At 47.0% G+C, this 12,734-nt stretch carries 11 protein-coding genes and 1 pseudogene; 2 read left to right on the forward strand and 10 right to left on the reverse strand.

The genetic code is table 11. The features are described 5' to 3' along the window. The 9 genes from ACSHWX_RS16935 to ACSHWX_RS16975 all read right to left on the reverse strand — a co-directional run. Positions 1-268, reverse strand: a 268-nt coding sequence (locus tag ACSHWX_RS16935) for a transposase (RefSeq protein WP_435669409.1), incomplete at its 3' end; no start/stop codon positions are given. Positions 269-511: 243 nt separating this feature from the next. Next, positions 512-925: a helix-turn-helix domain-containing protein gene (locus ACSHWX_RS16940; RefSeq protein WP_435669410.1), complete on the reverse strand. Its 414-nt coding sequence runs from the start codon at positions 923-925 to the stop codon at positions 512-514. A gap of 245 nt (positions 926-1,170) precedes the next feature. Further along, entirely contained in the window at positions 1,171-2,334 is a 1,164-nt protein-coding gene (locus tag ACSHWX_RS16945; RefSeq protein ID WP_435669411.1) for a Gfo/Idh/MocA family protein, read from the reverse strand. 31 nt (positions 2,335-2,365) lie between these two features. Then, a complete protein-coding gene (locus tag ACSHWX_RS16950) occupies positions 2,366-3,454 on the reverse strand; it encodes an ABC transporter ATP-binding protein (RefSeq protein ID WP_435669412.1) in 1,089 nt (362 codons plus the stop codon). Between the two features lie 4 nt (positions 3,455-3,458). Next, complete coding sequence (locus ACSHWX_RS16955; protein WP_435669413.1) at positions 3,459-4,643, reverse strand: ROK family protein; 1,185 nt, start codon at positions 4,641-4,643, stop codon at positions 3,459-3,461. After that, positions 4,643-5,506: a carbohydrate ABC transporter permease gene (locus ACSHWX_RS16960; RefSeq protein WP_435669414.1), complete on the reverse strand. Its 864-nt coding sequence runs from the start codon at positions 5,504-5,506 to the stop codon at positions 4,643-4,645. The genes ACSHWX_RS16955 and ACSHWX_RS16960 overlap by 1 nt, the downstream gene beginning before the upstream one ends. Then, entirely contained in the window at positions 5,499-6,374 is an 876-nt protein-coding gene (locus ACSHWX_RS16965; protein ID WP_435669415.1) for a carbohydrate ABC transporter permease, read from the reverse strand. The genes ACSHWX_RS16960 and ACSHWX_RS16965 overlap by 8 nt, the downstream gene beginning before the upstream one ends. Positions 6,375-6,448: 74 nt before the next feature. Next, positions 6,449-7,729, reverse strand: a complete 1,281-nt coding sequence (locus ACSHWX_RS16970) for an ABC transporter substrate-binding protein (RefSeq protein ID WP_435669416.1) — start codon at positions 7,727-7,729, stop codon at positions 6,449-6,451. A gap of 92 nt (positions 7,730-7,821) precedes the next feature. Continuing rightward, positions 7,822-8,682: an inositol monophosphatase family protein gene (locus ACSHWX_RS16975; protein ID WP_435669417.1), complete on the reverse strand. Its 861-nt coding sequence runs from the start codon at positions 8,680-8,682 to the stop codon at positions 7,822-7,824. Positions 8,683-8,820: 138 nt separating this feature from the next. On the opposite strand from ACSHWX_RS16975, the gene ACSHWX_RS16980 reads away from it, so the two are divergent. Both ACSHWX_RS16980 and ACSHWX_RS16985 read left to right on the forward strand, forming a co-directional pair. Beyond that, on the forward strand, positions 8,821-10,473 hold the full coding sequence (locus tag ACSHWX_RS16980; protein WP_435669418.1) for a Na/Pi cotransporter family protein: 1,653 nt from the start codon (positions 8,821-8,823) through the stop codon (positions 10,471-10,473). Positions 10,474-10,830: 357 nt separating this feature from the next. Further along, positions 10,831-11,451 (forward strand): HAD family hydrolase, encoded by a 621-nt coding sequence (locus ACSHWX_RS16985; RefSeq protein WP_435669419.1) that lies wholly within the window; start codon positions 10,831-10,833, stop codon positions 11,449-11,451. A gap of 280 nt (positions 11,452-11,731) precedes the next feature. On the opposite strand, the pseudogene ACSHWX_RS16990 reads toward ACSHWX_RS16985, so the two are convergent. Further along, positions 11,732-12,734, reverse strand: a pseudogene (locus tag ACSHWX_RS16990) (IS110 family transposase); the annotation flags it as partial.

Consider the following 12,734-nt stretch of genomic DNA (forward strand, 5'->3'; position numbering starts at 1 on the left):
CATCTCTGGCGAAGTACACCGTTGCCTTTTTTAGAATGTCGCGCTCCTCGGTGACGCGCGCAAGCTCCTGCTTCAGTTGTCGTATCTCAGCAGACTGATCGTCCTTGCTAACACCATCATCAGGTGGTGAATATCGCTTCATCCACGCATAAAGCGAATGCGTACTAACGTCCAAACGGTGCGAAACGTCCGCCACAGCATGACCACGTTCCGTAATCTGTTTGATGGCGTCAATCTTGAATTCTTCCGTAAACCTTGGCTTACCCATAAATATCTCCTTGGCCTCAATTTTAGGGAACAAGGTGTCTGCAAATCTAGGGGCTATTTAGACGTTTCCACACAGCCTCCAGACATTCCTGCAATTCCTTCTTCAAAACCCCTCGGGTTTGGACATAAAGGCTGCGATATATCGTTTCGTGCGACACACAATTTTGCTCTTCATCTGGATATTTGCGTTTGAGCAAGCCTGCGATTTGCTGCGGTGACCATTTTCGACGCAGCTTGCGCGCTATCAACTGGCACAAAGGTTCATTGAACGAGAGTTTACACAGCTTTGGGCGAGTTGCGTAGTCCCAAACGCGCTGCTCTGAATAGGGGCGCGATAGGTTTGGCGTCCGCCATTCCTGCGGACCTCTCTGCTGATTGTCGAAGGTGACCGGTTCAGCTTTTGCGCGATTGAACGAAACGATTGCCTTGCGACAAGCCCACGCGAAATCTCTTCTCGTTCAATGAGGCTCAAAGCACATCGCGAGCGCTTACGGTCTGCGGGCCGGATACCACCAGTTCGCGCCAAGTGAGGGAATATCGAAGTCGACACACGATTGAAATGACATCCAATCGAACTCATCGACTCTCCGCGTTGCCATCTATCCCACATCACGGATTTCTGTTTGTTCGTATAAAACGTCCGTGTGCGGTACTTCATAATAAACACTCCATCTCTTCTTAAAGACTAAAGTGTTGCATCTACCTGTTGAAACCACAGTCCAACCCGGTTGTTCAATTTTCAGGCCAGATCGACATTCGCGGCCCCAAGCGGACACTCGCGGAACATTGATTCGGCTCTCTGAGGGTGGACATCTGATTACTTTCATTTTTCTTCCAAGAATTGGCATCCAAGCCACCAATCCACATGCCACACACCGAAGGTCAATGAACTTGGTGATATCGCTAGGTATTATTTGCCACAGGGCTCAATCCGAATTCGTCAAACCTGGCCCAAATTGGTTTTAAGTCAAACATCTCTCCAGAGTTTCGAGCCTCATCAATAGCCATCGCGACAATTCCTGCTTCAAGTGCATCCGAAATTGATACGGGCAGCGAACCAGTTTCTTGTCGTAAATAGGCTGCAATGTCCTTACCCATTTGTGCATCTGCACCATAATGATCAATAAGCGCTTCGGGGCGTTTGGTATAATCAACATCCGCATAAATCTTACCTGAAGGGGCGTGCGTGACTTTTAGATAGCCACGTTGGAAGTCTCCTTCCGCCATCCCTTTTGTTCCGGCCACCAAAAATCGTCTGTGTTCATCCGGAATATTGAGATTGGTGTGGAACGCGAGTGTTGCACCACTTTCATATGAGATAAGTGCTGTTTGATAATCGATGATGTCGCCATCAGAAGTAAAAGGATCATTCGTTCCCTCCCAAATTGATGTTTTACTATGATAGATATCGTTATCTGCATTGCTGACGGGGGCATTCCCAGGGAGGAAAGACTGCCGCCCGCCAAAACTCGCGACTTTTATCGGTCGCGAGTTTGTAATCATGCTGTAAAGGTCTAAATCATGAACGCACTTTTCCAGCATAAAACCACCTGAATAGTGTGAATATCGCCGCCAATCGCGCATAAAGAACGCGCCATGCGCAGGCTCAATATGCTCGTTAGCTTCTAGGGACACGACTTCACCCAAAACGCCGAGATCGAGCGCGTTTTTCAAATCAATCATTTGCGGCGCATAACGCAACACAAGACCAACCATAACCCGTTCAGGTCCAAACTCTTTCAAGAGTTTTGCCAATTCCCAAGTCTGCTCCATGGATGCAACTACGGGTTTTTCGGTAAACACTTGAACACCGGCGCGCAAACCAGCTTCAATATGCTCCAGATGTAAATGATTTGGCGACCCGACAAACAACAGATCCACATTGCTATCATCCAACATGTCCGAAACATTATCAAATGCTCTAATTGAGTTTGGATCGCAAAGCTGCGAAAGCAAAGTTGGATTTGGGTCAACGTAGCCCGTAAACTCAATTTCGGGCATTGCTTGTTGCAAATACCCTAGAACTTTAACACTTCTATACCCGATGCCGGCGATCGCTATTTTCATAATTGTTTTCTTTCAGTGATATGAGCCGCGCTTATTCGTTCGCGACAATAACGGTTCCATCGCGGTCAAACAGATGGGCTTGGTCAGGGTTGAAGTCGAGTATGATATGACCTTCGTCGGGGACATCCATCTCACCATCAAACGAGGCACATATTGATGTGCCATCTTCAAGGCTGCCATAAAGAAACGAAACGCCGCCGAGCCGTTCAACGATACGAATTTTTGTTTTTAAACCCTTGTTGCCATCGGCAGGACGTAAGGCTTCAGGCCGAATGCCCAATTCGACAGAGTGACCATTTAAGTCTAAGTCAAAATTGCACTTTTTCTCCATTCTGAAATTTCCAGGCAGCATAATCTCGGTTCGGTTTTGTTCTGATCCCACAATAGATGCTGGAATAAAATTCATGCCGGGTTGACCGATAAAACTGGCAACGAACCGAGTTCTTGGCTTGTGATATAGCTCCATTGGTGTGCCAAATTGCTCGACCTTACCCTGATTAAGCACAACAATTCGGTCCGCCATTGTCATGGCCTCGACCTGATCATGGGTCACATAAACCAAAGTGGTTTTCAGTTTTTTATGCAGTTCAGAAAGTTCTACCCGCATTTGCCCACGCAAAGCGGCATCCAAATTCGACAATGGTTCATCGAACAAAAAGACCTTGGGATCCCTTACGATTGCCCGCCCAATTGCAACTCGTTGGCGTTGGCCGCCTGACAGTTGGCCGGGCTTATAGGAAAGCCTATTCGTCAGATCTAGGATTTGCGCCGCTTTTTGAACCGCCTCATCAACTTCGGATTTTGACAGTTTTTGAAGCCGTAGAGGAAAGGCGATATTTTCATAAACGGAAAGGTGCGGATATAGGGCATAAGACTGAAACACCATCGCAATGCCACGCTGAACCGGTTCGAGCCCAGTAACATCGTGCCCACCAATCTCAATACTGCCATTTGATGCATCTTCTAATCCGGCAATGAGCTTAAGAAGCGTGCTTTTGCCACAACCAGAGGGCCCAACAAAAACGACAAACTCTCCGCTTTTAATGTCCAAACTGATATCGTCCAGCACTTCTGCAGTGCCGTAGGATTTGCTGATTGATGATAGGGTTAGGTTTGCCATGCGATTATACAAGCCCCATTTTTTGTTCACTATTGTTGGAAATTTTTGAAACGTCGGGCATTGGAGAAACAAATTGTTCAACGGCCATTTTGTTGGCAAGATTGCTTAGCTTATCAATATGCTGAGCGATGATTTTGGGTGGATTGGAGATGAATCTTGTGGCGTCGACGCCGCGCAAATCGAAGCCAAGCGGTTCCAGTTTTATGCGTGCCACCAATCCAGACAATAGATCCTGTGGTATTCTTGACCCGAGATAAACGGTGTCAAAATCTAAGAGCGCAAGCGCAAGATTGATAGCGCTACCATATTTCTCAGCGGCGTTATCCTGCCAAATTTCTAAGTCTCGTCGTTGAATATCTGTCAGGGTGTCTATGCCCGACCACTCGCTCCAATGACCAATATCCAAACACCGTTTGAGTGTTAATTCAGTTGGACGAGATGGGCCCTCTTCAAAATACCGGCCAATTTCACCGGCATTCCCATAAGCGCCTGTAATCAGTTGACCGTCGCTAACAATACCGCCGCCAATGCCAGTGCCAATGAGTATGCCCATAAAATTACTGGAAACACTCTTTGCCAGCATTGAGCCGGCAAATGCCTTGCCATCGTTTACAATCGTAACATCGACATTGAGCCTATTTTGAAATTCCTTGCATAGATCGATATTTGACCATCCATCAGGGTCAGAATAGGCAACGATTTTTCGCCCACGCTCCAAAAAATAACCCTGAACAACAACAACACCACCCACGATGAAATTGCGTGAACTCAGGCTTTGAGAGGCCTCTTCAATCGCATCGAATAAAACAGCGAGTTGAGTTGATGCTGAGGAAAAATCCCGAATGACGGCTTGGCGCGAAACTGATGCACCGTAAAGATCAGAAAACTCAACGATTACCCGATCTGCAGCGAGAGTGACGCCCAAAGTCACCAATGATCCACCATTGTACGAAAGAAGTCTGGGAGGCTTGCCTCGAGTGCCGGCCAGTTCATCAATTTCAGTTAATATCCCCGCTTCAACCATAGGGTTGATCGCACGCATCATGGTTTGCTGCGAAAGGCCGAGCATATCTGCAAGCTCATTGCGCCGTATACCTGGCGTGCGCAGGACCATTGCGAGCATCCGTCGTTGATGGTCGGTAAACTCTAGATTATTCAATAGCGTTTTATTGATCGGTTGTTTTGCCATTAGCCTTTTACACCCCCTCCAACGAAGCCTTGCAAGACATAACGTTGGGTCAAAATATATATTAAAATCAATGGCAAAGTCGAAATCACTGAGGCGGCCATCAATTGTGTCCAAGCAGATTCGTGTTGACCCATCATACGCATAAGACCCAGCGGTATGGTGTGTTTTTCAGAGTCATTGAGAAAGATCAGCGGGCGCAATAATTCGTTCCAATTATTGATAAAAGCGATGACAAAAACCGAAACGAGCGCAGGCTTGGCCAATGGCAGATAGACTTTGTAAAAAATTTGGAACGGGCTAGCACCATCAACATAGGCAGCATCAGCATAATCTTTGGGTAGACTTGCAAAATACTCACGTAACATGAACGTACCAAACGCACCGACCAAAAACGAAGGCACAATAAGTGATGCAAAACTATCGATCCATCCGAGCCATCGCATGATCAAAAATTCAGGAATGATCGTTACTTCAGTTGGGATAAAGGCTGTGGCCAGCACAACAGCAAACAACCAGTTTTTGCCCGGCATTTCCATTCGCGCGAAGGCATAACCCGCCAAGGCCGTTGCAAAAATTTGCCCTATTGAAGCCAGCAATGAAACAATGGTTGAGTTCACAAAAAAGACGAAAAAATCATGCTTTTGCCAAACCGTCACATAATTTGCCATCGGTGTGTCTGTTTGGAGCATTGTTGGCACAAAGCTCGGCGGCAACCTAAAAACATCTAAGGGCAGTTTAAAGCTCGTAATAAGCATCCATATAAACGGCGCCAATGTGATGATGGCATAAGCAATAAGCGTAAGATAAAGGCAAACGAGCGTGATCGCTCGATCTCTACGGATCTGTTCAGCGCTCTTATTCATGAACCCACCTCTTACGGAAATAGAAATTGACTAATGTGAATAGGCCCAGTAACACGCACATAATATAGGATAGCGCCGAAGCATAACCGATCTCAAAATCAAAAAATGCTTTTTGATAAACATAAAAGGCCAAAGTTGTTGATGCCCCAGCCGGGCCTCCACTGGTGAGCGCATAAGTGATATCAAAGGTCTGAGTTGATCGAACCAGGGCAATAATCAACACGAAAAACAGACTGCGGGTTAAAAGCGGCACGGTTACCCTTTTAAATCGTGCAAATGGACCTGCGCCATCCACCCGCGCGGCATGATAGAGTACAGGGTCAATGGTTTGCAGGCCGGCCAGCAAAAGGATCATGTAAAATCCGACATCCTTCCAAACCGAAACCAAAGCAACCGCAGGCAGGGCCCAAAATGGATCAGCAAGCCATGCGGGGGGGCTGTCCACCCCTAAAAATAAAAGAAAATTATTCAACAAGCCAAACTTCGTCGACAAAATCCACCGCCACGCCAAAGTTATTGCAACCGTTGAAGTGATGAATGGCATGAAAAAGGAGACGCGAAAGAATGCTGAGCTGCGCAGGCTGTTGTTCAACAACACCGCAAGGGCTAGAGCCAAGGCAATTGAGCCCGGCACATAGATCAATGCAAAAATTGCAGTATTGGCGAAGACACCTAGCGCGATGTGGGAGTTGAAAATATCGATGTAATTTTGCCAACCGATAAAGACAGGCGTGTCAAATATCTTCCATTTGTAAAATGACAGTCCAAATGCCCACACAATCGGGATCAATCGGAAAATCACCAACCCAACGATTGTCGGCACAAGAAATATAAACGCCGTCCGGGCTACTCTTTGTTTATTTGTCATCAGTTTGCACGCCGCTGCCCTTAAAATGATCCGTGAGTTTTGCCGGGCGAGCCTTCGCCCGGCAAAACATTTGTCTATTTACTCAAGACGTCGTTGCCATGGGCGGTGAATTTTTCGATCGCTTCTTCAAGCGATTGACGGCCATTGAAGACTTCATCCAGCTCACCATTCATGCCGCCTGCGCCATCGGCAGCATAACCGCGCCACGCACCCCAATTGCGCGAAAAGCCGGTATAAACAGGCTGCTCACCGATTTGAAGCAAAAGCTCCTTGTTCGCAGGCCGTTGATCTTTTTCCAGCCAATCTTTGCTTTGAGCAATGGAAACATAGGCCGGGATTTTTCCACCAAGGAAGTCACTTGCAGAACGACCGCCGCCGACCATGTGCTGAACAAACTCCCAAGCAAGGTCAGGATGTTTACTCGTTGCACCTACCGACAACATATCTGCCCAAGCATATGCGACAGCACTATCAGTTGTAGCATCGGGACCAACTGGCACTTGTACGATGCCCCAATTCATCGACGCATCTGCGTTGTCGCGGGTGTTGGCGATATTCCAAGATCCATCAACCCACATAGCAGCCATACCAAGAGGGAAAATATCTTGCTGGCGAATGCCTTCCATTTCTTGCGGCATTGGGGCAACTTTTTCCTTCACCACGAGATCAGTTAAAAACCGAAGGGCGTTCACGGCCTCATCATTCAAATCTAATGCGGTTTCATCTTCATTGAGATAGCGGCCACCATTGCGAAACACCCAAGGTTCGATATGGGCATATCGGCCATAAAGAGACATTCCCCATTGATCAGGCTTGCCGTCGCCATTCTTGTCGATTGTCAATGATTTGGCTGCTGAAAGAAATTCATCCCATGTCCAATCTGCGGTTGGCAACGGGACATTGGCAGCTTCAAACATGTCGATATTGTAGAACATAACTGGTGCTACCCAGTTCTGAGGAAACGCAACACGTTTTCCATTAACAAGGCCAATATTGGCCGCACTCTCATAATATTCAGAGAGCTGCTCATCGGTGACCAAGCCGGTTAAATCTAAAAGATTACCTGCTTCGCCCCATTCTTTCACAAATCCTGACGACATCATGAAAACATCGGGCAAACTGCTGCCTGCGGCCATACTGGTGAGTTTGGGCCAATAACCCTGGTCAGCCGGTACTTCGATTATTTTGACTTTCACACCTGGGTGCGCTTTCTCAAAATCGGCAATTGTCGGCCATTCAACTTCAACTTGTTTAGGGTCCCACGACATATAAGTCAGGGTAATATCTTGCGCCAATGCGGCGGTGGCCGCTGACGCAAGCACCATGCCTGCAATCACTTTAGGTATCAATTTCATCTCAGTTCTCCTTAATTTAATTCCCGCAAGGAATATTATATATGTAGAATTCAATTTTGTGACGAATGCACTACAGATTTGCGACAATGAAACTAAGAGCTTTCACTTGATGCGAAAAACTCATCCATATTCTCAAATTGCACTCTTATTTGCTGCCAGCGAGCCTTATCGCGCGCCAGCAACAACCCTCCACCCATCACGGCTGGGCGATAAGGCTTGCCATCAAGCATCGCAGAATACCCACCTGCTTCTGTGTGGATTAACTGACCAGCGGCATGGTCCCAAGGCTTGAGAAAAGTTTGCAGGGAAAAATCTAACTTTCCATCACAAAGCAAGCGATACTCATATGCCGAACACCCATACCAAAAGATTTGATTGAAGCTATGCATACATTTCAGCAACTTTGGCTGCGCTGCCTTTGGATATTGAGGAGTCTGCACAAATCCATTCATCAGAGGCACATCGCAAGGACCAGCCACACTAAGCGTATATGAATCGCGACGCTGTGAAAAATGCGCGTGCGCGCCACTCCCTTTGACTGCCGTTAGAAAATCACCAGTTACGGGATCATAAATCAACCCTGCGGTAGTGATCCCATTCTCGACGATGGCGAGCATTGATCCAAACAGCGGCGCGCCCCATGCGTAATTGAGCGTGCCATCAATCGGATCGACAATAAAACAAAGCTCAGCCTCCGCGATAGCAGACAACAGACCAGGGTTAGCAGCAACAGCCTCTTCCCCAACAATTGCGGCTGATGGCGACATTTTCAGCAACGCCTCGCAGATAAATTCTTCAGCTGCCAAATCAGCGTGGGTGACCAGATCAGTGTCGGATGTTTTCTTCGTTATCGACCCTGAAGGGAGCGCGCGAAAGCTAGGCATTATGATTTCAGCACTTGCCCGAGAAATGATGTCGACAATCTGCATGAGCCTTGTTTCGTTTGCATACATATGAACGCTTCTTCTTCGCTTTACGATTATTGACAGGTACAGTTCATTAATTTATTCCATTGTGGAATTAATTAATCGAATTATGTTGACTTGTCAAATCAGACTTTTGCTGACCAACTAAGAAAGAGCGCAGAATTCATGTTAGATTTCGCCATAAACATACTTGCAGCAAGTATTTTGCTGCTCTTCGCAGTGCGCCAGGTTCGTTTGGGCGTTGAACGCTCATTTGGTCAAAGACTAAATGTTATGCTTGAACAGCGCGGCCCAGCTGGAAGTTGTCTTTCGGGTATTGTGCTGGCGATTTTCTTTCAGGGTGCAACTGGGGTTATTTTGATGACGGCAGGGCTTGTATCTGCTGGAGCAATCCCCTTGTATTTAGGGTTGGCTCTGAGCCTTGGAGCTGATTTAGGCTCGGCAATTGTCATCAAAGTTTTGTCTTTTGATCTCAGCCTGTTACTTCCCATGCTCTTATTTATCGGTGGATGGCTTTACCTAAAAACATCAAATGCAGTGCTCAAAAACGCCGGGCGGGCGTTATTTGGCGTTGGCTTAATCCTTTTGTCCCTTCAAATGATCTCACTGGCCGTCGCTCCGCTCAAAGGCGCAACCCATCTTAACGCGGTCTCCGCTCTGCTAGGTGGAGACCAGGTGCTTGTGTTGTTTGTTGGCATAGTGATCACCTTCGCCTTGCATTCCAGCGTTGCGTCCATATTGGTTGGTAGTATTTTATTTGCCCAAGGGGCATTTTCTCCTGCAGCTGCCGCATCTTTTGTATTTGGCTGCAACATCGGCAGCGTCCTGATACCCGTCTGGCTCACACGAGGCGCAGAAATGCGCGAGAAAGAACTCCCCATTTTGAACCTGATTGTGCGTGGCAGCAGTGCCATTTTGTATTTCATGTTGTTTTTATCTCTGCCTATTGCTGAGCTTTTATTCGGCTATTTGGGTAAAGATTCTCATTTGATCGGTATCCATCTTCTGTTTAACGCCACTAACCTCATTTTTGTGCCCTTCGCAGCCTCCATATGCGCAGCCTATTCGCGCCTTATGCCAGATCGCACCCAACAGGCAGAATCTCATGAGCTCGAGTTTACAGGCGTAGCAATGGCAAAATATGCCGACAGTGATAATTCAGAGTTGGTCTTACAACGTGATGTAGCATCCATGCTTGATAGCGTAAGTCGCATCATTGCAGATGCTGGCCGTTTGATCGAAACAAACGAAGATCGGTTTCTCGACCGCATAGTGTATCACGTCGATGTTTTGAGTAACCGGATGAGCCAGCTGCGCGCCTATTATGCAGAATTTGGGGACCAAGCCGAAGATCGCCAGCAATTCAAACACAACAGACAACTATTTGAATATGCTTTGCGGCTTAATCGCGCAGGGCAATCCCTTGTCGGCTCATTGCAGTCGGTTTCCAGCCAACTACGTGACAACGGCTTAGCCTTTTCCCCCGAAGGAATCGCGGAGCTCTTAGAGGTTCAAAAGCAAGTTTTAAGCAGCAGTTTGATGTCTTTTGATATGATCACCACATCCTCAAAAGACTTGGCGCGACGGCTTGTACACATGAAAAAATCTATATCGACATTGGAACAAAAAAGCCGTCGCAAGCATTTTAAGCGTTTGGCGAGCGGCAACATGGCTTCATTTTTGACCAGTGATCTGCATGTTGAAATTGCCGAAGAGCTAAAGGCAACAAACAACAAAGTTGCATCATACGCATTTGCTGTTCTTGATGCGAAAGGGGAGTTGAATTCAACAAGACTAAAACTCAATCAATCAACTTAAACTCGATTTATATGATCCGGAGTGCTGTGGAAGCCGACAGCTAGATATATGGGTGTCAACCTTAAAGACGCGTTCGCGATATAGAAAAATGTGGAAGTCTAGAATAGATAGGTCGGCGTTATAGCCCGCCCAAATCAGCACTTGGCCAGGTGTTGTGTTTGGTCAATTTGTCCGCTGAGCCGACCTTGATCATCGTACGCCTAAGGGCAGAAGTGAGCCCATTCAAGACATCCCAGATACAAAAAGAAGTCAATCTGTGCTATCTTTTGTTTCGTAGTGGATACTAAAACACCCTATCTGTGATAATTGGCTGGGTGGTAGTTCTATAATGTTAAATTTGAAACTTGTTGGAAAATCATGATTAGCTGTGTGATCTTTGACATGGACGGCACGTTGATCGATAGCGAGACCTTGTGCAACCAAGCACTTTTGGATGTCATCCCAGAAATAACCATCCCTCTACATGAACTTGTGAACATGTTCGGCGGCAGAAAACTTTCATGGATGTTTGAGCAGATTGAATGTAAATTCAAAGTAATACTTCCGAAAAATATTGAGAAAATTTATAGAGAACGAGTTTCAGAGTTGTTCGAAACAGATCTCCGCGCCTTTCCTGGTGTGCCAGAAATGCTCGCAATACTACCAATTCCATGCTGCATCGCCACAAGCGCTCCTCGTGCAAAAGTGACCCATGCTCTCGAGAAAACCGAGTTGTCAGGGTTCTTTGATGATCGAATTTTCAGTTCGTACGAAATTGGATCATGGAAACCAGAACCGGAGATATTTCTGCATGCGGCTCACCAGATGAGTGTTTTACCGCGAAACTGTCTGGTGATCGAAGATAGCGAAGCTGGGATTCAAGCCGCAAAATCAGCGAAGATGCGCGTTATCCAGTTCTGCGATACTGCCGCTGAACCAATGCACGAGGAATTTTTCAACTCCTACCACGATTTTCCAATTTTCGGTCACAAAGTCTGAATAGTTCAAACTACAATGGTCGGTTTGTCCTGTGTGGATGGCTCCCTTTTTGCAAGTCCTTTTTTGAAGTAATTGTATTTTGTCAGAAGTAGTCTCGTGTTCGGCCTGTTAACGCGACGCACATGGCCGCTGGCCCTGATGGTTTCCACCAACCAAGTCCCATTCCGCACATCGAACAGCAAAGCGTTCCGGACAAAGCTCGGGGTGTCTTGGTTTTAGGGCTGACAATTTTTCCATCACTTCATTGGTCTTGCAATCTCTTGTTTTTGTTTCGTTGTGTTCAAACGGTTCTTACTTTGTAGGGTTCATTGCGGGTAAGAACGGCCCAGATCATTCGTGCGGTCTTATTGGTCATGGCCACTGTAGCCACTCTGCTTGGTTTGCGCGATAGTATGTCTGCAAACCAAGGATCAAACTTTTCCGGCGCTGTTCTGATTGATCGAATGCGGGAAGTCATGCCCAGAACCAATAAACGTCGAATGTATTGATCGCCCATCTTTGAGATGTATCCCAGACGTTCTTTTCCACCACTTGATTTGTTGAGTGGCGTCAACCCCAACCAGGCGCAAACTCCCGACCATTATTGAACTGCTTACCGCTGCCAACCGTCGCTACAATTGCTGATGCAGTAATCTGCCCAACGCCCGGAATTGTCCGGAGCAAGGCAACGCGTTTCTCAAGCTTGGCGATCTGCGTCATCTGTCGGGAACAGCGTAAAATCTTTGAATGTAGGAACCGCAATTGATCACTAAGTTCAAAGATCACATCGCTTGCAACTTCCGGCAGGTCAGTTTGTTCCCCACTCAAACAGTCCTTGGCGAACTGCAGAGCATGATAAATCCCTTGAGGAAGAACAACGCCAAACTCCGCTAGTTGTGCCCGCAGCATATTGATTGTCTGTGTTCGTTGCCGAACAATGAGGTCACGTGTTCGGTGAACCGCGAGTATCGCCTGTTGTTCGGGTGTCTTCACTTCAACAAATCGCATCGTAGGCCGAGTAACGGCTTCGCAGATGGCTTCTGCATCGGCCGCATCCGATTTGCCGCGTTTGACATATGGTTTCACATAAGCAGGCGATATCAGTTTGACGTTATGACCCAGTTTGATCAGCTCACGCGCCCAATGATGGCTGGTACCGAAAGCCTCAATTCCCACCAAACATGGTTCAAGTTTCTAAAAAAACGACAAAACTTGTGCTCTTCTCAAAGCGCGGTTGAACGCAACATTTCCATCGCCTGTGACGCCGTGAACCTGAAATACGTTCTTCGCCAAATCAAGACCAA

This window comes from Maritalea sp. (assembly GCF_051251695.1).
Lineage (GTDB): Bacteria > Pseudomonadota > Alphaproteobacteria > Rhizobiales > Devosiaceae > Maritalea.

What these genes read in the sequence shown, in the direction of transcription:
- ACSHWX_RS16955 (WP_435669413.1), bottom strand. Translation starts at nt 4,643, where the DNA reads ATGGCAAAACAACCGATCAATAAAACGCTATTGAATAATCTAGAGTTT.
- ACSHWX_RS16970 (WP_435669416.1), bottom strand. Translation starts at nt 7,729, where the DNA reads ATGAAATTGATACCTAAAGTGATTGCAGGCATGGTGCTTGCGTCAGCG.
- ACSHWX_RS16980 (WP_435669418.1), top strand. Translation starts at nt 8,821, where the DNA reads ATGTTAGATTTCGCCATAAACATACTTGCAGCAAGTATTTTGCTGCTC.
- ACSHWX_RS16940 (WP_435669410.1), bottom strand. Translation starts at nt 925, where the DNA reads ATGAAGTACCGCACACGGACGTTTTATACGAACAAACAGAAATCCGTG.
- ACSHWX_RS16975 (WP_435669417.1), bottom strand. Translation starts at nt 8,682, where the DNA reads ATGTATGCAAACGAAACAAGGCTCATGCAGATTGTCGACATCATTTCT.
- ACSHWX_RS16945 (WP_435669411.1), bottom strand. Translation starts at nt 2,334, where the DNA reads ATGAAAATAGCGATCGCCGGCATCGGGTATAGAAGTGTTAAAGTTCTA.
- ACSHWX_RS16960 (WP_435669414.1), bottom strand. Translation starts at nt 5,506, where the DNA reads ATGAATAAGAGCGCTGAACAGATCCGTAGAGATCGAGCGATCACGCTC.
- ACSHWX_RS16950 (WP_435669412.1), bottom strand. Translation starts at nt 3,454, where the DNA reads ATGGCAAACCTAACCCTATCATCAATCAGCAAATCCTACGGCACTGCA.
- ACSHWX_RS16965 (WP_435669415.1), bottom strand. Translation starts at nt 6,374, where the DNA reads ATGACAAATAAACAAAGAGTAGCCCGGACGGCGTTTATATTTCTTGTG.
- ACSHWX_RS16985 (WP_435669419.1), top strand. Translation starts at nt 10,831, where the DNA reads ATGATTAGCTGTGTGATCTTTGACATGGACGGCACGTTGATCGATAGC.